Source organism: Burkholderia sp. AU39826, assembly GCF_020419965.1.
GTDB lineage: Bacteria > Pseudomonadota > Gammaproteobacteria > Burkholderiales > Burkholderiaceae > Burkholderia > Burkholderia semiarida.
The window spans coordinates 77,340-99,257 of the sequence record NZ_JAIZQG010000024.1; the positions used below are offsets into that span (position 1 = coordinate 77,340).

15 protein-coding genes are annotated in these 21,918 nt (G+C 69.5%); 5 read left to right on the forward strand and 10 right to left on the reverse strand.

Annotation, left to right across the window (positions count from 1 at the left end; all coding sequences use genetic code 11):
• Positions 1–94 precede the first annotated feature (94 nt).
• The 4 genes from LGM42_RS28580 to LGM42_RS28595 form a co-directional block, all read right to left on the reverse strand.
• Positions 95–1,762 (reverse strand): ankyrin repeat domain-containing protein, encoded by a 1,668-nt coding sequence (locus LGM42_RS28580; protein ID WP_226234040.1) that lies wholly within the window; start codon positions 1,760–1,762, stop codon positions 95–97.
• A 201-nt stretch (positions 1,763–1,963) separates the two neighbouring features.
• Positions 1,964–2,389, reverse strand: coding sequence for a GNAT family N-acetyltransferase (locus LGM42_RS28585; protein WP_226234041.1), 426 nt, complete (start codon positions 2,387–2,389; stop codon positions 1,964–1,966).
• Between the two features lie 54 nt (positions 2,390–2,443).
• Complete coding sequence (locus LGM42_RS28590; RefSeq protein ID WP_089465703.1) at positions 2,444–3,304, reverse strand: MurR/RpiR family transcriptional regulator; 861 nt, start codon at positions 3,302–3,304, stop codon at positions 2,444–2,446.
• Positions 3,305–3,359: 55 nt separating this feature from the next.
• Positions 3,360–3,713 (reverse strand): YgiW/YdeI family stress tolerance OB fold protein, encoded by a 354-nt coding sequence (locus tag LGM42_RS28595; RefSeq protein WP_226234042.1) that lies wholly within the window; start codon positions 3,711–3,713, stop codon positions 3,360–3,362.
• Between the two features lie 233 nt (positions 3,714–3,946).
• On the opposite strand from LGM42_RS28595, the gene LGM42_RS28600 reads away from it, so the two are divergent.
• The 3 genes from LGM42_RS28600 to LGM42_RS28610 are packed head-to-tail and all read left to right on the forward strand — an operon-like array spanning position 3,947 to position 6,181.
• Positions 3,947–4,609 (forward strand): response regulator, encoded by a 663-nt coding sequence (locus tag LGM42_RS28600; protein ID WP_059584573.1) that lies wholly within the window; start codon positions 3,947–3,949, stop codon positions 4,607–4,609.
• The gene (locus LGM42_RS28605) at positions 4,606–5,982 is read left to right on the forward strand and encodes a sensor histidine kinase (protein WP_226234043.1); all 1,377 of its coding nucleotides are present in this window, start codon (positions 4,606–4,608) and stop codon (positions 5,980–5,982) included. The genes LGM42_RS28600 and LGM42_RS28605 overlap by 4 nt, the downstream gene beginning before the upstream one ends.
• Positions 5,983–6,028: 46 nt before the next feature.
• Positions 6,029–6,181, forward strand: coding sequence for a hypothetical protein (locus LGM42_RS28610; protein ID WP_226234044.1), 153 nt, complete (start codon positions 6,029–6,031; stop codon positions 6,179–6,181).
• Between the two features lie 834 nt (positions 6,182–7,015).
• Here LGM42_RS28610 and blaPEN-B read toward each other — a convergent pair.
• A complete protein-coding gene (gene blaPEN-B / locus LGM42_RS28615) occupies positions 7,016–7,954 on the reverse strand; it encodes a PEN-B family class A beta-lactamase (protein WP_104012598.1) in 939 nt (312 codons plus the stop codon).
• 136 nt (positions 7,955–8,090) lie between these two features.
• On the opposite strand from blaPEN-B, the gene penR reads away from it, so the two are divergent.
• Positions 8,091–8,981: a beta-lactamase transcriptional regulator PenR gene (gene penR / locus LGM42_RS28620; RefSeq protein ID WP_226234045.1), complete on the forward strand. Its 891-nt coding sequence runs from the start codon at positions 8,091–8,093 to the stop codon at positions 8,979–8,981.
• Positions 8,982–9,466: 485 nt separating this feature from the next.
• On the opposite strand, the gene LGM42_RS28625 is transcribed toward penR, so the two are convergent.
• The 3 genes from LGM42_RS28625 to LGM42_RS28635 form a co-directional block, all read right to left on the reverse strand.
• Positions 9,467–9,718 (reverse strand): hypothetical protein, encoded by a 252-nt coding sequence (locus tag LGM42_RS28625; protein WP_006482135.1) that lies wholly within the window; start codon positions 9,716–9,718, stop codon positions 9,467–9,469.
• A gap of 96 nt (positions 9,719–9,814) precedes the next feature.
• Positions 9,815–12,037 carry an amylo-alpha-1,6-glucosidase gene (locus tag LGM42_RS28630; RefSeq protein WP_226094026.1) on the reverse strand — a complete coding sequence of 741 codons (2,223 nt, stop codon included), beginning with the start codon at positions 12,035–12,037 and terminating at the stop codon, positions 9,815–9,817.
• A 155-nt stretch (positions 12,038–12,192) separates the two neighbouring features.
• Complete coding sequence (locus LGM42_RS28635) at positions 12,193–19,293, reverse strand: autotransporter-associated beta strand repeat-containing protein (RefSeq protein WP_226234046.1); 7,101 nt, start codon at positions 19,291–19,293, stop codon at positions 12,193–12,195.
• Between LGM42_RS28635 and LGM42_RS33110 the strand changes: the two genes are divergently transcribed.
• Positions 19,292–19,420, forward strand: a complete 129-nt coding sequence (locus LGM42_RS33110) for a hypothetical protein (RefSeq protein ID WP_264162816.1) — start codon at positions 19,292–19,294, stop codon at positions 19,418–19,420. The genes LGM42_RS28635 and LGM42_RS33110 overlap by 2 nt on opposite strands.
• A gap of 556 nt (positions 19,421–19,976) precedes the next feature.
• On the opposite strand, the gene LGM42_RS28640 is transcribed toward LGM42_RS33110, so the two are convergent.
• Together LGM42_RS28640 and LGM42_RS28645 are read right to left on the reverse strand one after the other, a co-directional pair.
• Positions 19,977–20,636 (reverse strand): YdcF family protein, encoded by a 660-nt coding sequence (locus tag LGM42_RS28640; protein ID WP_060310598.1) that lies wholly within the window; start codon positions 20,634–20,636, stop codon positions 19,977–19,979.
• A gap of 187 nt (positions 20,637–20,823) precedes the next feature.
• A complete protein-coding gene (locus tag LGM42_RS28645; RefSeq protein WP_226234047.1) occupies positions 20,824–21,858 on the reverse strand; it encodes a rod shape-determining protein in 1,035 nt (344 codons plus the stop codon).
• Positions 21,859–21,918: the final 60 nt, after the last annotated feature.

The window sequence follows — 21,918 nt, forward strand, 5'->3', positions numbered from 1 at the left end:
GCGACGTTTCAGCTTTCGCCGAAATGTCGTCGCGCAACAGGAAAGACGCTGGCGTCCGGGCTGCCGGCCACCACGCCGGGCGGCCCGCGTCGGTTCACGTCGATGCGGGCCGCCCGCCGTCGATGCCGAGCAACACGTCGGTGACGGCCTCGGAGAACCGCATCGCGCGACCGTCGATCAGCACGCCCTCCGGATTCGACGGATCGCGTACCGCTTGCGGCACGCCGTGCGCGATCAGCACGCGCGCGCACGCTTCCCAGTCGGGATCGCCGACGCCCTCCGGTTCGTTGACGGACGCCCAGGACAGCGTACCGAGCGCGTCGCTGCCGAATCCATGCATCTCGCGCCAGCTTGCGCCGTGCGCGAGCAGGAACGCCAGCAGTTCGGCATCGCCGCGGAACACCGCGTGATTCAGCGCGCTCGCGTCCCAGTCGCCGCCTCGCGCGGCGATCGGCCAACCGAGTTCGACCATCGCCTTCACCGCGTCGCGCGAACCCCATGCGGCGGCGTCGGGCAGCAGCCGCAGCCGGTCGTCGGACAGCGCGCCGGGCAATTCGGGATGCTTCGCCTGAATACGCCGTGCGTCGTCGGCATCGGCGCGCGCGCAGGCCGCAATGAACGCGTCTTGCGCATCGAGCGCCTCCTGCGCGCCGGCCGCGCGCAACAGCGCCGCGACCTCGGACAACCCGGTCTGCATCGCGAGCCGATACGCGCTGACGCCCGCGGCGGTCCGCGCGCCGGGATCGGCGCCGGCCGCCAGCAGCGCGGCGACGTGGCGCGCCGGGCAACGCACGGCGATCGCGCGCAGCAACGGCGCGCCCCACGTCTTCGTCGGCCCTTCGCCGGCCGGCTCGTTCGGGTCGCCGCCATGCGCGAGCAGCAGCTCGAGCGCGGCCGCGTCCGGCATGTCGAGCGCGCGCCGCAACGCATTGGTCCCGCCCACCCTGGCGCCGTGCTCGAGCAGCAGGCGCGTGCATGCCGGGTTCTCCACCGAGTGATACAGCGATTCGCCGTCGTTCGGATCGGCGCCCGCTTCCAGCAGCATCGCGGTAAGCACGGGATCGCGATTGACGCCGGCGGCGCCATACAGCGCCGACAGCGGCGCCGATTCGTCGGGCTCGGCGAGCGAGGCCGGCGGATACCGGTTGCCGATCCGCTGGTTCGGATCGGCGCCCGCGTCGAGCAGATGGCGCGCGCACGCACGCAACCTGGCCGCGAATTCGGGAAGCTGCCCGAGCCGCGAATGCGTGACGGCGACGAGCGGCGGCAGCTTCAGCACACCGCCGGCGCGCGCGATCCAGCCGGGATCGGCGGCCAGCGCGCCCTTCACCGCGGCGAGATCGCCGGCCGCGCATGCGATCGCCGGGTCCGCCGACACGAGATCGGGATGGTCGTGCAGCAATTGCGCGGCCATGCGCGGCCGGGCTGCGTCGACGCCGCCGGTCACCTCCGCGCCGTACGCGTGGTCGAGCCAGCGCCGCATCAGCAGCGACCGCGCTTGCCGCGCGAGCGCATGCGTGTCGACGAACGCGCCGAGATCGGCCCAAGACGCAAAACCGTACTCGCGCGCGATGCACGACTGCGCGTCGTGCAGACGAAGCCCGAGCGCGAGCGTTTCGTCATGCGTGCGGCTCGCGGCGGCGGGCAGGAATGCGACGAACCGTGCGACGGCATCGGCGTCGCCCTGCCGGTATAGGCGCAACAACGCCTTGGCCTGCTTTTTCAGATGATCGGGATGGGCGTCGGGAGGCAGCTTTTTCATGCGGATCCTTGTGCATGGATGGCCGAAGGTCCGCAATACCGCCAGCACGAAGGATGGGGAAGACTGGATTGGCTGCGACAGGTGGGTTGAACCCTTTCCGCGGACCCGGAAGCGACCTGCATCGCTGCCCGGTATCGTAGGCGATGGCCGTCGGCATCGTCAATCGCGCGGCATCGCGCATGCGCGCAGCAGCGATGCCATTCAGCCCGCGAGTTTCTTCGTCAGGAAGATGCGCGTATGCCCGACCGGATAATCGGGCAGCTCGCCGAAGCGGACATAGCCGCGCTTCTCGTAGAACGGCCGCGCCTGGAAGTCGAACGTGTCGAGCCATGCGCTGTGACAGCCGCGCGCGACGGCCTCCTGTTCGGCCAGATCCATGATGCGCGTGCCGGCGCCCTGCCCGCGCGCGGCCTCGGGCACCACGAGCAGGTCGACATGCAGCCAGCCGAACGCCGTGCCGCCCCACAGGCCGCCGACCACCGCGCCGGCCGCGTCGGTCGCGATCACGGCCAGCGGCCGGAAGTCGACCGGGCCGCCCTGGCTTTCGTTGAAGCGAATGAGCGGCGCGACGATCTGCTTGCGCACGTCCGCGTCGCCCGCGTCGGTCACTGCATAGGTCAACGTCATCGATTGCGTCGGGTCATCAATGAAGGTTCGCTGAAACCGCACATCCCGCGCCCGTCAAACGACGTACGCGCCCTTCGCGTGCAGTTCCGCCTCGGTCCGCTCGAGCGCGGCGATCGCATCGCTGCCTTCGAGCGCCAGCAACTGCGCGACCAGCGCCTCGGCCATCGCGTGCGCGGCCACCAGCGACGGAAAGAACGACGGGCTGTCGTGCGTGAAGATCAGTTGCGCGTCCGCGTGCAGCGCGATCGGCGACACCGCGCTGTCGGTGATCGCGACGATCCGGCTGCCCTGCGCCTTCGCGGCCTGCGCGACGCGCGTCGCCTCGGCCGAATACGGCGCGAAGCTGACGATCACGGTCACGCTGTGCTTCGCGATCGTCCGCAACTCCATTTCGAGCGAACCGGCGACGCCGTTGAGCAGCGACACGGTCGGACGGAACAGCCGGTAGCCGTAGACGAAACCGAACGCGACCGGATAGCACGAGCGAAACCCCGCCACGTGCACGTGCGATGCCTTGCGGATCAGCCTCGCCGCATCCGCGAGCGCGTGCTCGTTCTGCGCGGCGGTCGCCGACAGGTTGTGCTGCTGCGCGGCGAGCAGATCGTGCGCGAGCGACGCCTTCGCGTCGGGCCGCACCAGCGAGCGCGCACGCTGCGTGAGCGGCTCGGGCCGCGTGCGCACGCGCGCGACGCACAGGTCGCGCAGCTCGTTCCAGCCGGGAAAGCCGAATTGCTGCGCGAGCCGCACGAGCGACGCAGGCTGCACCTGCGCGCGCTGCGCGACCTTGCGCATCGACGACGTGGCGACTTCGTCGGGATGATCGAGCAGGAAGGCGGCGCCCGCCTGGAATTGCGGGCTCAGCTCGGAAAATTGCGCCCGGATCCGGGACGCGAGTTCGTCGAAATTGGCGGCCATCTTGGTGGGAACGGGAACCGGTCGTCCATGGTATCACCGGCCCCGCGCCCACCTGTCAGCGCAGCACTTCGACGTGATCGGCGTCGACCTTCACGCTGCCCGACCATTTGCGCTCGAATTCGCCGGTCAGCTTCACTTCGTTCTTGTCGCTGACGGGCTGGCCGGCTGCCCACAACTTGTGGTCGATCTCGACGCGGATCGTACCGGTGGCATCGGCGAATTCGTAATCCTCGCCGCCGACGTGCTTGACGATGCGCCCCTGCAACTGCACGTGCTGGTCGTCCTTGCCATTCGCGAGCAGCTCCTTCACCGTCGTCGTGGTCAGCGCGGACGGCCCCGTGTATTGCGCATGGACGACGGCAGGCAGCGTGGCGAGTGCAATCATCAGGATTCTGGCCAGGTGTTTCATGATCTCGTTCCTCTTCTTCGATGTGGCGCCGCGCTTCGTTGAACGCGACGGCGCCAGATTACGGACCGTAAGATTAAGCAAACCTGAAGGGCATGCCGAAGTGACACGGCGCCGCATCGGACGAGTACGAAACGAGGCCGCGCACCGCGCGCATTTAAGCCAGACCTAAGATGCGCACGCTTATCATGGGAACCCCGGGCGCCGCGGCGCCCCCGTTGAAGAGACACGAATCCATGCGCGTACTGCTCGTCGAGGACGATCCGCTGATCGGCAGCGGGCTCGAACAGGGCCTCAAACAGGAAGGCTTCGCGGTCGACTGGGTGAAGGACGGCGACGCCGCGTCGCTCGCGCTGCGCACGACCGGCTACGGGCTGCTGCTGCTCGATCTCGGGTTGCCGAACCGCGACGGCCTGTCGGTGCTCGCCGCGCTGCGCCGCCGCGACGAAAACCTGCCCGCGATCATCATCACCGCGCGCGACGGCGTGCCGGACCGCATCGCGGGCCTCGACAGCGGCGCGGACGACTATCTCGTCAAGCCGTTCGAGCTCGACGAACTGCTCGCCCGCATCCGCGCGGTCAACCGCCGCCATGCGGGCCGCGCGCAGACGACGCTCGCGATCGGCCCGCTGCGGCTCGATCCCGTCAAGCACCTCGTCTGGCTCGACGACGACGAAGTGCCGCTGTCGCCGAAGGAATTCGTGCTGCTGCACGAGCTGATGCGCGAACCGGGCGCGGTGATTTCGCGCGAACAGTTCGAGGAACGGCTGTACAGCTGGGGCGAGGAAATCGAGAGCAACGCGGTGCAGGTGCATATCCACAACCTGCGCAAGAAACTCGGCCACGACGTGATCCGGACGGTGCGCGGCGTCGGCTACCGGATCGGTGACGGCACGTGACGCGCGTGCAACGCGCGCTCGCGCGCTGGCGCAACGCGTCGCTGCGGCGGCGCCTGCTGACGTGGCTGATGCCGGCCGCCTGCGTGATCGGCCTGGTCGCGAGCGCCGGCACCTACTGGGGCGCGCTGCGCGAACTCGACGACCTGCTCGACGACCAGATGCGCAGCATGTCGAAACAGATCGTCGTCGGCCCGAACGGCGAGCTGTCGTTCAGCAACCATGCCAGAGGCAAGCACGGCTTCGAGGCGAGCGACCCCGATGCGGTGCTGCTGCAGGTGTGGCGCAACGGTACGCTCGTGTATTCGACCGACCGCGACTCGAAGCTGCCGCCACCCGCGCAGCAGGGCATCGCGAGCGTCGACGTCGGCGGCCAGCCGTGGCGCACCTATGTGACGGAGCGCGGCGGCACGACGATCCGGCTCGCGCAGGCGCGGCATGCGCGCTGGGAAGCGATCGCGGGCATCGCCGTTCATCTTCTGTGGCCGGTGTTCTCGATGCTGCCGCTGCTCGCGCTGGGCCTGTGGTTCGGCATCGGCGCGGGGCTGCAGCCGCTGCGGGCGATCGCGGCAGGCCTGAAACGCAGGAATGCGAACAACCTCGAGCCGGTCGACGTCGCATCGATGCCGAACGAGGTCCGTCCGCTCGCCGAGGCGATCAACGACCTCCTCGCGCGCCTCGACCGCTCGTTCACGCTGCAGCGGCACTTCATCGCCGATGCCGCGCACGAGCTGCGCACGCCGATCATGGGGCTGTCGATCCAGTCCGAACTGCTGCGGCGCGCGGCGACCGCGGAGGAACGCGAGCGCATCCTCGCGCAGATCCACGCGGGCACGACGCGCCTCGGCCACCTCGCCGAACAGTTGCTGACGCTCGCGCGCCTCGAACCCGATGCGCAGGCGGCCGTCGCCGCGTCGGCGCCGGTCGATCTCGCCGCGCTGTGCCGCTCGGTGGTGTCGGACCGCGCGCGCGTCGCCGACGCGCACCGCATCGATCTCGGCGCGATCGTCGACGCACCGGTGATGGCCGCGGGCAATGCCGACACGCTGCGCGTGCTGCTGAACAATCTCGTCGACAACGCGATCCGCTATGCAGGCGAAGGCGCGCGCGTCGACGTGTCCGCGCGCATCGACGGCGCGACGCCCGTGCTCGAGGTGGCCGACGACGGCCCCGGCATTCCGGAGGCAGAACGCACCGACGTGTGGGAGCGCTTCTATCGCGGCGAAGGCGCGCAGGCAGTCACGTCGTCGGGCAGCGGGCTCGGGTTGTCGATCGTCAAGCGGATCGCCGAACAGCATCGCGCGACCGTCGCGCTCGCGACCTCGCGCGGCGGGCGCGGGCTGACCGTCACGGTGCGCTTCCCGCGGCCGGCCTGATGCGCGGGCGGCGGACGGCTTGTCCACAGATTATGTTGGCAAGCTTGTGGACAACCCCTCCATTAACGGCACCAAGCCATTGATCGGAAAGGGTTTGTCATCGGTGCGCGGCAAACGCGCCGGACCGCGGCAAGCACGCGCTCACATCGGCCGCTTCACGCTGGCGGCCGCCGACGAAGCCGACTTGCTCGTCGTCTGAAGGCCGACGCGGCGTTCATGAATCGGCAGCCGGGATTCATCTCGACGCAGCTTCATCCAGAAGGTCGGCGTGGCCGATATCTGCACGGCGGGCGTTCGCATGTGCGACGTGTGGCGACGCGTGACATCGGCCGAATCGCGACCGCCGACTTCTCCACAGAAAATGTTGGCAAGCTTGTGGATATCCTGCGCACCGCGACGCTAAACCCTTGATCCGATGGACTTTGGCACGCGTGATGCAGACGCGGCGCACGTGATGGCCGTCGCGCGCATCCTTCGCCGCACATCGCGTCACGACGCCGCGACAACGGACGCCCGATCTCCGTCATGTCATGACCACCGCATGCGGACCGAACCTGCATCGCCCACTTACCCACAAATTTTGTTGGCAAGCATGTGGATAGCCTGCGCATACCGCGATCAAGCATTTGATCCGAAAGACTTTGTCCGCGCCGCCTAGAAAACGGCACACGGGCGGCCAAGCGCCGGTTGCATGCCGCTCCGATACGTGATGCGCCAGCCGCCGCGCCGGCTGCGGTGCTTGTCCACAGATTGTGTTGGCAAGCGTGTGGATAGCCTGCGCATACAGCGGCCAAGCGCTTGATCCGAAAGACTTTGTCCGCACTGATTCAAACGCGGCACGACGGTGCGCGCCGCGCGGCGCGCCCGCTGCGCGCGGGCTTGTCCACACTTTTTGTTGGCAAGCATGTGGATATCCTGAGCATGCGCGAGCTAAGTCGTTGATCGCACAACGTTTGATCGCGCGGGTCACGACTGCGGCACGATGCGCCCGCGGCGTGCGCGATGCCTGTCGCGCCATGCCGTGCCGCGCTGCTCAGCCGAACGTCCGCGCGACGATGCGTGCGACCGACGCGATCACGTCGTCCTTCGCCCGCGCATCGGCTCGCGTCTGCGTGTAGTACACGGCCAGCACGATCGGCGCGCGCGACGTCGGCCAGATGACGCCCGCGTCGTTCGTCGTCCCGTAGTCGCCGGTGCCGGTCTTGTCGCCGACCGCCCACCCGGCCGGCACGCCCGCGCGGATCCGCTTGTCGCCGACCTTGTTGCCGCGCAGCCATGTGACGAGCTGCTCACGCTGCGCGGCCGGCAACGCGTCGCCGAGCGTCAGCACGCGCAGGCTGGCGGCCATCGCGGCCGGCGTCGTCGTGTCGCGCGGGTCGCCCGGCAACGCGGTATTCAGTTCGGTCTCCCATCGATCGAGACGGAACGTGTCGTCGCCGATCGAGCGCGCGTAGGCCGTGACCGCAGACGGGCCGCCGATCAGCTTCATCAGCAGGTTCGCGGCCGAGTTGTCGCTGTACTGGATCGTGGCCTCGCACAGCGCGGCGACCGTCATGCCCGCGCCGACATGCTTCTCCGATACCGGCGAATAGTTGACGAGATCGGCCTTCGTATACGTCACGCGCTGTTGCAGCAAGCCCGGTTGCTCGACGCTCCGCGCGAGCACCGCCGCGCTCAGCATCGCCTTGAACGTGCTGCAGAACGGGAAGCGCTCGCCCGCGCGATGCTCGATGACCCGGCCGCTCGCCGTGTCGATCGCGCACACGCCGAGACGGCCGCCCGCGTCGCGTTCGAGATCGGCCAGCGTCGTCGCAGCAGCAACAGGCGCAATGGCGTCCGCGGCAGCCGCCGCTGCCGCCGTGGCGGCGTCCGGCGCAGCGGCCTGTCGCGACGCGCATGCGGTGACGGTGAGAACGAGCGGCGCCGTCGCGGCGGCCAGCAACAGGGATCGACGTTTCGATGAGTAGGTCATGTCGGTTGTCTCGTGGTGGAACGGCGGCGAAACGTGGTTGGCGCGTTGAAAACGGCCGGCCGCCGAGGCAGCACTATCGGCACTTTACGGTTGCCTGACAAGCAACGATAATTGAGCGCTGACAAAAGAAATTCTTATGACCAAGCTCCGCCCTCATCTTCCGCTCAATGCGTTGCGCGCGTTCGAATCGTCGGCGCGCCACCTGAACTTCACGCGCGCCGGCCTCGAGCTGAGCGTGACCCAGGCCGCCGTCAGCCAGCAGGTGCGCTCGCTCGAGGAGCGGCTCGGCTGCACGCTGTTTACGCGGCTACCGCGCGGCCTCGGGCTGACCGACGAGGGGCGCGCGCTGCTGCCGGTGCTGAGCGACGCGTTCAGCCGCATCGAGACGGTGCTCAAGCAGTTCGACGGCGGGCGTTTCCACGAGGTGCTGACGCTCGGCGTCGTCGGCACCTTTGCCCTAGGCTGGCTAATGCCGCGGCTGAAGCAGTTCGGCGACACGCACCCGTTCGTCGAGCTGCGGCTGCGGACCAACAATAACGTCGTCGACCTCGCCGCCGAGGGCCTCGATTTCGCGATCCGCTTCGGTGAAGGCAACTGGCCGGCCACGCGCAACGAGCGGCTGCTCGATGCGCCGCTCACCGCGCTGTGCGCGCCGGACATCGCGCGGCGCGTCGCGCGGCCGGCCGATCTCGCGCACGAAACGCTGCTGCGCTCGTATCGCACCGACGAATGGCACGGCTGGTTCGACGCCGCGCGGCTCGAACCGTGGGCCGTCAACGGGCCCGTGTTCGATTCGTCCCGGCTGATGGTCGAGGCCGCGATGCAGGGTGCGGGCGTCGCGCTGGCGCCCGCGTGCATGTTCTCGCGCGAACTGCAGCTGGGCCAGCTCGCGCGGCCGTTCGACATCGACGTGCGCGCGGGCGGCTACTGGCTCACGTCGCTGAAGTCGAAGCCGCTGACGCCGGCGATGACGCTCTTTCGCGACTGGATCGTGGCGGAAGCGGCTGGCACGGCGCCGGGCAGCTAACGCGGCCGCGCTTGTCCACAGAAAGTGTTGGCAAGGATGTGGATATCCTGGGTACGCGGCACCTAACCCCTTGATCGCGCACGCATTCGCGCGCCGACGCACGGCGCGGGCAGCCTTTGCACGCGGGCTTCGCGCACCGCTCGCATTCGGGCCGGATCCTCAACCCGTGCGACGCAATCGATTGCGAGTTGTCCACAGATTTTGTTGGCAAGCCTGTGGATATCCGCCGGATCGGACGCGTAACATCTTGATACACAAGGGGATTCGATTCACGGACCTTGACCGGTCAATGGCGTGGCACCGGAATGATTGTGGAACCGCGCGCCGCGCATGCGTGGCGCGCCCGGCCGAGGGCCGGGGCGGTTCTCCACAGATTGTGTTGGCAAGCGTGTGGATATCCTGCGTATCGGGCACCTAACTGATTGAGCGCGCGGGGTTTTGCGCCGCGTGCGCAGAATCGGGCAGCGCCTGCGCCACCCCGTACGTCAATGGCGGTCGAGCCCGCCGCGCAATTCGCTCGCCTTGTCGCGCAACGCTTCGTAGCCCGAACGCGCATGCTCGGGCAGGTCGGGATCGCCGATCAGTGCGCCCAGCGTTTCGATCAGGCTGAACAGAATGCCCTTCGCCGCGCCGACCGCGATGCTCTGCGATTCGATCGACTTGTGCAGGTGGTCGACCGCCGCTTCCAGATTCTCGAGCTTGTGCTCGCCGTCGTCGGGCCGGTTGTCGGTCGTCATCGTCTACCTCCGCCATCGTTCAAGGGTCATGTCACGATTCTATGCCGCCGCGCGCGAACGTGGCGCGACATCGCGCAACGTTCGCGCGGCGCCCCGCTACAGCACCGCGACCACCTTGACGCGGCCCGGCCGCTCCGCCGCCGCGACGACCTGCCCGTCGACCCGGCGGAACGTCAGCGACACGGTTTCGTCGCCGACGCGCAGCGCATCGATCCGCAGCCAGTCGACGCCTTCCGGCAATGCCGGGCGTTCGACGCGCACCTCGTGGCGCGACGCGTCGATGCTCACGCCGAGGCACGCCTGCAGCATCATGAACGGCGCGCCGGCCGCCCACGCCTGCGGCAGGCAGGCAACCGGATACGCGGTCGGCGGTTCGCCGCGCCGGCGCGGGAACCCGCAGAACAGTTCCGGCAGACGCATCTCGAAGCTCACCGCCGCCTCGAACAGCGCACGCAGCAGGTTCACCGCGGCCGTCTTGTCGCCGTAGCGCGCCAGGCCGCGCGCGATGAGCGCGTTGTCGTGCGGCCACACCGAACCGTTGTGATAGGCCATCGGGTTGAAGCGCGGCTGGCCGGCCGCGAGCGTGCGGATGCCCCAGCCCGTCTGGAACAGCGCCGAGCCGAGCACGCCGGCGACCGCCGCGCCGCGCTCGGCGTCGGGCAGCCCGAACGCAAGCAGATGGCCCGCGTTCGATGCGAACACGCGGCAGAGCTCGCCATGCCCGTCGAGCGCGATCCCGTAGAAATCGCCTTCCGGCATCCAGAACAGCGCGTCGACCTGGTCGCGCAGCGTCTTCGCGCGCAACGCGTAGCGCGCCGCGTCGGCCGCATGGCCGCGCCGGTGCGCGCACGCCGACATCGCGTCGAGCGCCGCGCACGCGTAGGCCTGCACCTCGACGAGCGCGATCGGCCCGTCCGGGAAACGGCCGTCCGCATGGAACACCGAATCGTGGCTGTCCTTCCAGCCCTGGTTCGCGAGGCCGCGCTCCGACGTGCGCTGGTAGTCGAGCAGTCCGTACGGATTGCGGTCGCACTTGTCGATCACCCATTGCACGGCCCGCTCGAGCGCGGGCCACAGCTCGTCGATCAGCGCATCGTCGCCGGTGCGCTCGGCATAGGCGCCCGCGAGCACGATGAACAGCGGTGTCGTATCGACGCCGCCGTAGTACAGCGCGAACGGCACCTCGCCCGTTGCGGCCATCTCGCTGCGGCGGAACTCGTGCATGATCTTGCCGGGCTCCGCGTCGCGGAACGCGGAGGTCTCGCGCGCCTGATGCTCGGCGAGAAAGCGCAGCACGCCGCGCGCGAGCGACGGCTGCAGCCACAGCATCTGCAGCGACGTGATGATCGCGTCGCGGCCGAACGGCGTCGAGAACCACGGAATGCCCGCATACGGGTACGGCCCCGTGTCGAGCTGCGTCGTGAGCAGCCCGAGATCCGCGAGCGAACGATCGAGCCACGCGTCGAACAGCGGATTGCCGGTGTTCACGCGCGCCATCGACTCGCGCCGTGCCCGCATCTCGCGATGCACGCCGACGAGCGCCGTGCGCAGCGCGACGCGGCCGCACCCGGGCCCTTCGCCCTGCGCGGGCCCGAGCGTCGCGTCGACGGTCAGGTAGATCGACACGCACGCCTGCGCGGCGATCGTCAGCGTGTAGTCGGCACGATCGACCGACAGCGCGTCGGGCGCCGGCGAAAAATGCACGGTCACGTTGCGCTCCACGCCGTCGAGGCCGTCGTAACGCAGCCGCACCGCGCCCGCGTCGACGCGCGGCGCGCCCACCGTGCCGCGCTTGGGCCGCCGCGTGCCGCGCACTTCGAACATGTCCTTGAAATCCGCCGCGAACGACAGCGACAGCGGCACCTCGGCTTCGCTCGCGCCGTAGTTCGTCAGCGTCAGCGCTTCGTGCAGCACGTCGCCCGCGAGCACGCGCATGCGCTCGATATGGATCACGCCCTCGGGCGTCTCGTGGCCGCCGAGCGGCGGCAGCGGGCGGTTCGTCAGGTGCGCGGTGAACGACGCGTTGTCGGCGCTCGTCGCGCCCGAGAGCAGCGACGGCGCGCGGCCGCCGAACGTCAGGCGCCACGTCGACAGCACGCGCATGTCGTCGACGAACAGGCCGTCGTCATGGCCGGCGATGTCGCCGAGCGCGTCGCTGACCACGAACGCGTCGCCGGATTTCAGCACGTACTGGTTGTTGCGCGCGAGGACCTGCGGATCGGCTTCGGGCGCGATGAAAGCGGGACCCGACGCGGTGGCCGGGGGAATCGGCGCGACTTGCGGCGCCTGCGTCGTCGTGGCTTCGGCGTGATTCGGCATCGATGCTCCTGTGTCGAGGCGCAACGCGCGGCGCGCGTCGCGTGTTTCGCACAGGATAGGCCAGAACGGCGAACGTGCGCAGCGACGAAACGGCCGCGGCGCCACACGACGTTGCTTCGTCGCATGGCGCCGCGGACGGGCACGTCAGTCGCCGGTCAGAATTTCCACAGGATGTTGCCGAGGATCGCGTTGTCGCGCACGCCGCTGCCGTATTGGCCGCTGTACGTGAGGCCGAGCGTCAGGCGCTTCGTGATGTTCGCGTCGATGCCGGCTTCGAGCACCGCGCTGTCGCGAGCAATCGGCACGCCCGATACCTGGAACGATGTGCCGCCGTTCGCGAACGTGAACGCCGACGAGGGCCGCACGTTGCCGAACGCATGCCGCCAGCCGACCGTCCCGCGCGCGGTGAACGTGCCGCTCGCGATCGAGCCGAGCTGCGACGCCGCACGCAGGCCGAGCGTCGAGAAGCCGACGTGGGTCGTCTCGCCGCCGGCGCGCAGCGCGGCCGCGCCGCCGGTTTCCGTATAGCCGTCGGTATGCAGGTTCACGTACGCGAGGCCCGCGAACGGTTCGATCGCGACCGGGCCGACCGGCAGCGCGTAGCCGACTTCGCCGAACACCTGCGCCGAATGCGCGTTGTAGCCGGCCGAGTCGTGATCCGAGAAGCCCGCGAAGCCCGGATAGCGGTCGCTGTTGATGCGATACCACGTGTACGACGCGCCGCCGCGCACGCCGAGCGCGCCGTACTGCGCGCCGCCGTACAGCGACAGGTAGTAGCTGTTCACCGCCGCCGACGAACTCTGGTCGTTGTCGACCGAGCTGTGCGTGACGCCCGCGGCCAGACCCGCACGCCACTTGTCGTTGAACGCCATGTCGGCGCCGGCGATGAAGCCCGTCATGCTGCGGTTGATCGACGACGCGTTGCCGTCGCCGGCGAGCCGGCTGCGGCCGCCGAACGCCTGCCCCCAGACGACCGGCTGATAAGGCGTCCCGCCGTAGCACCCGTCGCGCGAACCGATCCGGCGCTCCGGCGGCAGCGTCGGGTCGGCCACGCCGGCCGTGTTGTCGCCGCACAGCGCGGCGCCGCCCGACGACAGCGCCGCGAGCGGGCCCGATCCGGGCGCGAGACCCTGACGGACGCGATCGGTCACCGCGTCGCGCACATAGCGGCTGTCGAGCAGCAGCATGCTCTTCAGGCTCGCCTGCAGTTCGCCGCCGAGCAGCCCGTACGCGCGGCGCGCGGTCGGCGCGTCGGCCGTCAGCACCGTGTCGTACAGCGGATTGCCGGTGCCGAGCGCGGCCACCGCGGTCGCGACCGAGCGCTGGTTCGGCGTGGTGGCGACGTCGGGCAGCGACGTGCCGTTCTGAGCCAGTTGCAGATACACGTGACCCGGATCGTAGCTGAGGGTCGGCGTGAGGAACGCATAGTTCGCGCTCACCTGGGTGAACGCGCCCTGCACGCCCGACGACGCGCTGAGGATCGTGTACGTCGTGCCCGGCTGATAGGTGCTCTGGTTCGCGAGCACCTGCACGGTGCCGCCGTTCAGCGTCGCGGTGCCGCTCGCCGCGAGGCTGCCGCTTTGCTGCGGCGTCGCGGCGACCTGGAACGTCGAACCCGGCTGGAACGTGACGTTGCCGCCCACGTTCAGCGCGGCGCCCGGCTGCGTGGCGGCCGCCGTCGCGCCGCCTTGCACCACGAGGCCGCCGATCGTGCCGGTGCCCGTCAGCGTCGCGCCGTTCTGCACGGTGACGGTCGACTGGCCGAGCGAACCGTTGACGGCGAGCGTGCCCGCGGCGACCGTGGTCGGGCCGCTCAGCGTGTTCGTGCCGGTCAGCGTGAGCTGCCCGCTGCCGGCCTGGGTCAGCGAACCGGTGCCGGACAGCACGCTCGCGATCGTCACGTTGCCCGATTGATTGACGATCAACGCACCGTTGTCGACGACGTCGCCGGCCACGCTGCCCGACGTGCCGCCGTTGCCGAGTTGCAGCGTGCCGCCGGCTGCGATCGTGGTGCCGCCCGTGTACGTGTTGGCGCCGGTCAGCACCTGCGTGCCGCTCGCCACCGTCACGCCGCCCGAGCCGCCGATCGTGCCGCCGAAGGTGCTGCTGCCGCTGCCGTTCAGCGCCAGCGCGTTCGCACCGAGATTCACGTTCGTGCCGGCCGCACCCGACAGCGCACCGATCGTTTGCGTGCCGGTCGCCCCGCTCACGTCGAACGTCGCACCCGTGCCCGCGAGATTCACCGCGCCCGTCGATGCGAGGCTGCCGCCCGCGCCGAGCGCGAGCGTGCTGCCGCCGGCGATCGTCGTGCCGCCCGTGTACGTATTCGCACCCGTCAGCGTTTGCGTGCCCGCGCCGGCGAACGTCACGCCGCCCGTCCCGCCGATCGCGCCGCCGAACGTACCGTTGCCGCTGCCGTTCAGCGTCAGCGCATTCGCGCCGAGATTCACGTTCGTGCCGGCCGCGCCGGCCAGCGTGCCGATCGTCTGCGCGGCCGTCGCCCCGCTCACGTCGAACGTCGCCCCCGTGCCCGCGAGGTTCACGGCGCTCCCCGACGCGAGGCTGCCGCCCGCACCGAGGGCGAGTGTGCTGCCGCCGGCGATCGTCGTGCCGCCCGTATACGTGTTGGCCCCCGTCAGCGTTTGCGTGCCCGTGCCGACGAACGTCACGCCGCCCGTCCCGCCGATCGCACCACCGAACGTACCGTTGCCGCTGCCGTTCAGCGTCAGCGCATTCGCGCCGAGATTCACGTTCGTGCCGGCCGCGCCGGTCAGCGTACCGAACGTCTGCGCGCCCGTCGCGCCGCTCACGTCGAACGTCGCCCCCGCGCCCGCGAGGTTCACGGCGCTCCCCGACACGAGGCTGCCGCCCGCGCCGAGTGCGAGCGTGCTGCCGCCGGCGATCGTCGTGCCGCCCGTGTACGTGTTCGCCCCCGTCAGCGTTTGGGTGCCCGTGCCGGCGACCGTCAGCCCGCCGGCGCCGCCGATCGTTCCTCCGAACGTACCGTTGGTGGTGCCGTTCAGCGTCAGCGCATTCGTGCCGAGGTTGACGTTCGTGCCGGCCGCGCCGGTCAGCGTGCCGATCGTCTGCGCGCCCGTCGCGCCGCTCACGTCGAACGTCGCACCGGCGCTGGCGAGGTTCACCGCGCCGGTCGAGGCGAGGCTGCCGCCCGCGCCGATCGCCAGCGTGCCGCCGCCGCTGATCGTCGTGCCGCCGGTGTATGTGTTCGCGCCGGTCAGCGTCTGCGTCCCGCTGCCGGCCAGCGTCAGGCCGCCGGTGCCGCCGATCGCGCCGCCGAACGTGTTGCTGCCGTTGCCGCTCAGCGTCAGTCCGTTGCCGCCGAGGTTCACGCTCGTGCCGGCCGCGCCGGTCAGCGTGCCGAGCGTTTGCGAGGCCGTCGCGCCGCTCAAGTCGAACGTCGCCCCCGCGCCCGCGAGGTTCAGCGCACTGCCGGACGCAAGGCTGCCGCCCGCGCCGAGCGCCAGCGTGCTGCCGCCGGCGATCGTCGTGCCGCCCGTGTAGGTGTTCGCGCCGGACAGCGTCTGCGTGCCGGTACCCGACAACGTGAGGCTGCCCGTGCCGCCGATCACCCCACCGAACGTGCCGCTCGCCGTGCCGCCGAGCGTCAGTGCGTTGGCGCCGAGGTTCACGTTCGTTCCCGCGACGCCCGCCAGCGCGCCGAGCGTCTGCCCGCCTGTCGCACCGCTCAGATCCAGCGCCGCGCCGGCACCGGCGAGATTCATCGTGCCCGTCGGCGCGAGGCTGCCGCCCGCGCCGAGTGCCAGCGTCCCCGCATTGACCGTCGTGCCGCCCGTATAGGTGTTCGCGCCGGTCAGCGTCGTGGTCGCCGCGCCGTTCTTCACGAGGCCGCCGCTTCCGTTGATCGCGCCGGTCAGCCCGAGATCGTTGCTGCCGCCAAGCGTCAGCGTCGAGCCGGTCGCGAGATTGACCGCATTGCCGACCGACAAGGCCGCATTCGTATCGAGCGTGGCCGCGCCGCCGACGGTCAGCGCGCCGGAACCCAGCGCCCCGCCGTTGCCGAGCACGAGGCTGCCGCTATTGAGATTCGTGCCGCCGCTGTAGGTATTGACGCCGTTCAGCGTCTGCGTGCCGGTGCCCGACAACGTGAGGCTGCCCGTGCCGCCGATCACACCGCTAAACGTGCCGCTCGCCGTGCCCCCGAGCGTCAGTGCATTGGCGCCGAGGTTGACGTTCGCTCCCGAGACACCCGACAGCGCGCCCAGCGTCTGCCCGCCTGTCGCACTGCTCAGATCCAGCGTCGCGCCGGCGCCGGCGAGGTTCATCGCGCCGGTCGATGCAAGGCTGCCGCCCGCGCCGATCGCCAACGTGCCCGCGTTGATCGTCGTGCCGCCCGTGTACGTGTTCGTGCCGGTCAGCGTCGTGGTCGCCGCGCCGTCCTTCACGAGGCTGCCCGTGCCGGCAATCGCGCCACCGAGCGTAAGGCTGTTGCTGCCGCCGAGCGTCAGCGCGGCGCCCGTGCCCAGATTGATCGCATTGCCGACCGACAAGGCCGCATTCGTATCGAGCGTGGCCGCGCCGCCGACGTTCAGCGCGCCGGCGCCCAGCGCCCCGCCGTTGCCGAGCACGAGACCGCCGCTATTGAGGTTCGTGCCGCCGCTGTAGGTATTGGCGCCGTTCAGCGTCTGCGTGCCCGTACCCGACAACGTGAGACTGCCGGTACCGCCGATCACCCCGCCGAACGTGCCGCTTGCCGTGCCGCCGAGCGTCAGCGCGTTGGCGCCGAGGTTCACGTTCGTTCCCGCGACGCCCGACAGCGCGCCGAGCGTCTGCCCGCCCGTCGCACCGCTCAAATCCAGCGTCGCGCCGGCGCCCGCCAGATTCATCGCGCCGGTCGACGCAAGGCTGCCGCCCGCGCCGAGCGCCAACGTGCCCGCGTTGATCGTCGTGCCGCCCGTGTACGTGTTCGTGCCGGTCAGCGTCGTCGTCGCGGCGCCGTCCTTCACGAGGCTGCCCGCGCCGGCAATCGTGCCCCCCAGCGTAAGGCTGTTGCTGCCGCCCAGTGTGAGTGCGGCGCTCGCGTCGAGATTGATCGCATTGCCGACCGACAGGTTCGTGGTCGTATCGAGCGTCGCCGCGCCGCCGACGGTCAGCGCGCCGGTGCCGAGCGCCGACGCGTTGCCGAGTACCAGTCCGCCGGCGTTCAGCGTCGTGCCGCCCGCATAGTTGTTCGCGCCCGACAGCGTGAGCGCCGCCGCGCCGTTCTTCACGAGACCGCCGCCGCCGGAAATCGCGCCGCCGAGGCCGAGATCGGTGCTGCCGCCGACCGTCAGCGTCGTACCCGTCGCGATGTTGACGCCGTTCGCGAGCGACACGTTGGCAGTCGCATCGAGCGTCGACGAACCGTTGACATTCACCGCACCGAGGCCGAGCGACGTATTGCTGCCGACGACGAGGTTGCCGCCGTTCAGGTTGGTGCCGCCCGTGTACGTGTTCGCGCCCGTCAGCGATTGCGTGCCGGTACCCGACAGCGTCACGCTGCCCGAACCGCCGATCGTGCCGGCATAGGTGGCATTGATGCTGCCGCCGAGCGTCAGCGAATTGGCGCCGAGGTTCACGCTCGTTCCCGCGACACCCGACAGCGCGCCGAGCGTCTGCCCGCCCGTCGCACTGCCCAGATCCAGCGTCGCGCCGGCGCCGGCAAGGTTCATCGTCCCCGTCGACGCGAGGCTGCCGCCCGCGCCGAGCGCAAGTGTGCCCGCGTTGATCGTCGTGCCGCCCGTGTACGTGTTCGCGCCGGTCAGCGTCGTCGTCGCCGCGCCGTTCTTCACGAGGCCGCCGCTTCCGCCGATCGCGCCGGTCAGCCCGAGATCGTTGCTGCCGCCGAGCGTCAGCGTCGAGCCGGTCGCGAGATTGACCGTGTTGCCGAGCGTCACGTTCGCGCTCGTGTCGAGCGATGCCGACGCGTTGACGTTCAGCGCGCCGGTGCCGAGCGACGAATTGTTGCCGACCACCAGGCCGCCGCCATTCAGGTTCGTGCCGCCCGTGTAGCCGTTCGCGCCGGACAGCGTCAGCGTGCCGCCATCGTTCTTCGTCAGCGCGCCGCCGCCCGACACCGTGCCGGACAGCGTCAGCCCGGTCGCGCCCTGCACCGTCAGGCCGCCCGCGCCGAGCGACACGTTGTTGGACACGTCGAGCCCCGCCGTGCCCGCCTGCAACGCACCGCCGTTGCCCGTGACGGTCCCGGTGCCGAGCGACGCGTTGTCGTTGATGATCGCCACGCCGCCCGTCAGCGTCGCGTCCTGCGCGGTGGACGCGCCGTTGATGGTCCAGTTGCCGCTCGTGACGTCGAGGTGATTGAAGTTGATGTAGTTGCTGACCGCGATCGTGCCGTTCGCCGCGGCGCCCTGCTGCAGGTTGAGCGTATTGTTGCCGCCCGCGCCGCCGTCGACGACGCCGGTTGCGGCCACGCCGAGCGTGACCGGGCCGATCGTGATGTTGAACGCGCCGCCGGTGCCGCCGGCCGTGTTGACCGACGAGCCCGTCACGGCATTGAACGTGTTCGTGCTGTTCGCCCCCATCGACACGCCGCCGTTGATCGTGCCCGAGTTGGTGAACGTATTGCCCTGCCCCGGCGTGCCATTCGAACCGAGCGACACGCGGCCGGTGATCGTCCCGCTGTTCGTCATGTTGACCGTGCCGCCGCCGTACGCGGCGACCACCGGCGCATCGGCGCCGACGAGGGTCGCGCCGGGCAGTGGGGACGAGCCGATCGTGCCGGTGTTGTTGATCGTCGACGTGCCGCCCGTGCCGTTCTGGACCGACAGCGCCATGCCGGTCACGCCGCTGATCGCGACGCCGGTCGAGCCGTTCATCGTGCCGTTGTTGGTCACGGTCGTGGTGCTCGCCGCCGCGTTGCCGACCACCGCGCCGCTCGACAGCACGCCGAGCCCCGAGCCGAGCACGGACGGGTCGATCGTGCCGTTGTTGGTCAGCGTGACGTTACTGCCGGTCAACGACATCGCCGTGCCGCCGACGCCGAGCAGCACGCCGACGCTTGCACCGGGGTTGACCGTCGCATTCAGGTTGTTGGCGCTGTTCGAATAACTGGGCGCCAGCGGGTTCGCGACGCCGGAACAGGTCACCGTCGTGCCCGCGGTGCTGCAGGTCGCCTGGGCGGGAACGATGCCCGCGCCCGACAGCGCCAGAAACATGCCGGTGGGCAGCAACAGTCTCGGAAACGGCTCACTCGCTTTTCTCGAACGGGCAGGATTCATGCTTTCCCTCTTTATTGATTTCGGTTTTGGTATGGGTATTGCGGCCGCACTGGACGGCACGCAGCAGAAAATCGCGGATAAAAGCGTCCTCCCCGGCAATCGCGATGCGCTGTCGGTTTATTCGTGATGATTTTTTGATCGGCCCGGAAATGCGGATGCGGAACTAGTCGAATGACATGGCGACGGCCCCTGTTTTTTGCAGCGACTTTCTGGTTGATTTGATTACTGCCCGCTTTCGTCAGACTAGGCTATATCAAACTCAAACCGTTTTCCAGTCGATATTTTCCCGTCGGATCAACGGCCGACGGTTATGTAGTTTTTTTACTTTCTGACAGATGCGCAGCAATAACATGCAACGCGCTCTTCACCGGCTTTTCTTGATTTTTCGCAAAGACAACGATTGTTCCGCATCGGTGAAAACACCGATATATCGCCCCGATTCAATACACGCGGATTTTGCAGTGCAATATTTTTACCGCGACGAATGATCCATGCAGATAATCAACATCCGCTTAATAAATCGATCTGACCTCGATTATGGAACTGTCGGCGATACTGTTTTGATTTCTGTCCCCTCAAGACATCTGAAACGAGAATCGCTATTATTTATTCAGTGCTATGACACCCGCGCGGCCGGCGCGGACGACAGAAAACCGGAAAAAACAACGAAACCACCCGCCCCGTCACGAAAACAGGCGCATCAGATAAAGCATCGGCCGAAACGAAACCGGCCGCGCATCGGGATTCACCCACAACCGCACCGCATACACCGCGTAGGCCGGCACCTCGCGCCAGCTCGAATAGAGATCGCGCCACTGGAAGCGGCGCGGATACGCGGCGGAGATGTTCGACCGCGCAATGCCGACGCGCTCGAATGCGAGGCGGGCCCGCGCGAGGTGGTAGTACTGGCTGACGATCAGCACGCGCGACAGGCGATGCGCGTGCAGGTAGGCAAGCGTGTGCTGCGCGGTCGCGAGCGTGTTGTCGCCCTGATCGTCGACGGCGATCCGGGCCGCCGGCACGCCGCGCGCGACGAGGTAGTCGCGCATGGCCGTCGCCTCGTTCAGCCCGGGCCCGTCGATCGCGCCGCTGACCAGAAACGCCGGGCACTGCCCCGCGCGGTAACAACGCACGCCGACATCGAGCCGGGCCGCGAGCACGGGCTTCGGCGCGCCGGTTTCGTCGAGCGCGTTGCCGAAGATCACGGCGACGTCCGCCGGGTCGCCCGGCATCCGCATGCCGTGGACGACGATCGCGGCCGCCGCCGCGCCCCAGACGCACGCGACGACGGCCAGCACGCGGCCGGCCCGGGCCGCGAAGCCCCGTTTGGTTCGATATTTCAAGGTATTCGGTCTCTCAGGTGTCGCCGGGGGCGTCGGCCGGCCCGGCCCCGAACGGGCGCGTCACGCTAGCACGGCGCGCCCGCGCCTGTCCATGCGATGGACCGATGCCGGCCGAGCGGGCCGGCCACTGGAAGATCGAAAGAATGTGAGGGCGTGCGCCCGGCCGCGGCCGGCAGCACCGCCCGGCTCAATCCGCCGGGCACATCGCGAGCCGCCCCATCGCCTCGCCGGCGCCGCGCACCGCGCAGGTGGACGGCTCGTCGGCGATCCGCGCGACCAGCCCGGTCTCGTCGTACAGCAGGCGTTCGAGATCGGCGAGCAGCGCGCCGCCGCCCGTGAGTACCGCGCCGCGATTCGCGATATCGGTCACGAGTTCGGCCGGCGCGTTTTCCAGCACCGACTTCACCGCACCGATCACCTGCTTGAGCGGTGCAGCCAGCGCGTCCGCGACGTCGTGGTTGGACAGCTCGACCGAGCGCGGCAGGCCGTCGCCGATGCCGCGGCCGACGGCGCGGGTCGACGTGCGCGGCACCGCGCTCGTGGCCGAACCGATCGTCTTCTTCACGTGCTCGGCCGTCTGTTCGCCGAGCAGCACGCCGTACAGGTTGCGGACATGGTTGACGATCGCCGCGTCGAACTGGCTGCCGCCGACGCGGATCGCCTCGCGGTACACGATGCCGCCGAGCGCGATGACCGCGACTTCGGTCGTCCCGCCGCCGATGTCGATGACCATCGAGCCGACCGGCTCGGTCACCGGCAAACCGGCGCCGAGCCCGGCCGCCAGCGGTTCCTCGATCAGTTCGACCTCCGATACGCCGGCCGCGAACGCGGCCTCGCGGATCGCGCGGCGCTCGACGGCCGTCGCGTCGGACGGCACGCACAGCGTGACCTCGACGCGGCGGCCGAAGCGCGAGCGGGTGCGCGACATGTCGATGAAGCTGCGGATCATCTGCTCGGCCGCGTGCGTGTCCGCGATCACGCCATGCCGCATGGGCCGCACGGCTTCGAGATGACCGGGTTCGCGGCCGAGCAACGCCTTCGCGAGCTCGCCGACGGCCTCGAGGGTAGGCCGCGCGTCGCTCGCGCCGCCCTTGCGGAAGCAGACGACCGACGGCTGGTTCAGCACCACGCCGCGTTCGTGCGTATAGATTTGCGTACTCGCCGTTCCCGGGTCGATCGCAACGGGTTGCGCAAACAACTTTCCGAACAGCGGTGTCGACATATCAAACCTTTGTGAAGGAGCGGGCCGGGACAGCCGCGCCGCACTTTTCGCCGCGCGTGC

What these genes read in the sequence shown, in the direction of transcription:
- LGM42_RS28580 (WP_226234040.1), bottom strand. Translation starts at nt 1,762, where the DNA reads ATGAAAAAGCTGCCTCCCGACGCCCATCCCGATCATCTGAAAAAGCAG.
- LGM42_RS28585 (WP_226234041.1), bottom strand. Translation starts at nt 2,389, where the DNA reads ATGACGTTGACCTATGCAGTGACCGACGCGGGCGACGCGGACGTGCGC.
- LGM42_RS28590 (WP_089465703.1), bottom strand. Translation starts at nt 3,304, where the DNA reads ATGGCCGCCAATTTCGACGAACTCGCGTCCCGGATCCGGGCGCAATTT.
- LGM42_RS28595 (WP_226234042.1), bottom strand. Translation starts at nt 3,713, where the DNA reads ATGAAACACCTGGCCAGAATCCTGATGATTGCACTCGCCACGCTGCCT.
- LGM42_RS28600 (WP_059584573.1), top strand. Translation starts at nt 3,947, where the DNA reads ATGCGCGTACTGCTCGTCGAGGACGATCCGCTGATCGGCAGCGGGCTC.
- blaPEN-B (WP_104012598.1), bottom strand. Translation starts at nt 7,954, where the DNA reads ATGACCTACTCATCGAAACGTCGATCCCTGTTGCTGGCCGCCGCGACG.
- penR (WP_226234045.1), top strand. Translation starts at nt 8,091, where the DNA reads ATGACCAAGCTCCGCCCTCATCTTCCGCTCAATGCGTTGCGCGCGTTC.
- LGM42_RS28625 (WP_006482135.1), bottom strand. Translation starts at nt 9,718, where the DNA reads ATGACGACCGACAACCGGCCCGACGACGGCGAGCACAAGCTCGAGAAT.
- LGM42_RS28630 (WP_226094026.1), bottom strand. Translation starts at nt 12,037, where the DNA reads ATGCCGAATCACGCCGAAGCCACGACGACGCAGGCGCCGCAAGTCGCG.
- LGM42_RS33110 (WP_264162816.1), top strand. Translation starts at nt 19,292, where the DNA reads ATGCTTTCCCTCTTTATTGATTTCGGTTTTGGTATGGGTATTGCGGCC.
- LGM42_RS28635 (WP_226234046.1), bottom strand. Translation starts at nt 19,293, where the DNA reads ATGAATCCTGCCCGTTCGAGAAAAGCGAGTGAGCCGTTTCCGAGACTG.
- LGM42_RS28645 (WP_226234047.1), bottom strand. Translation starts at nt 21,858, where the DNA reads ATGTCGACACCGCTGTTCGGAAAGTTGTTTGCGCAACCCGTTGCGATC.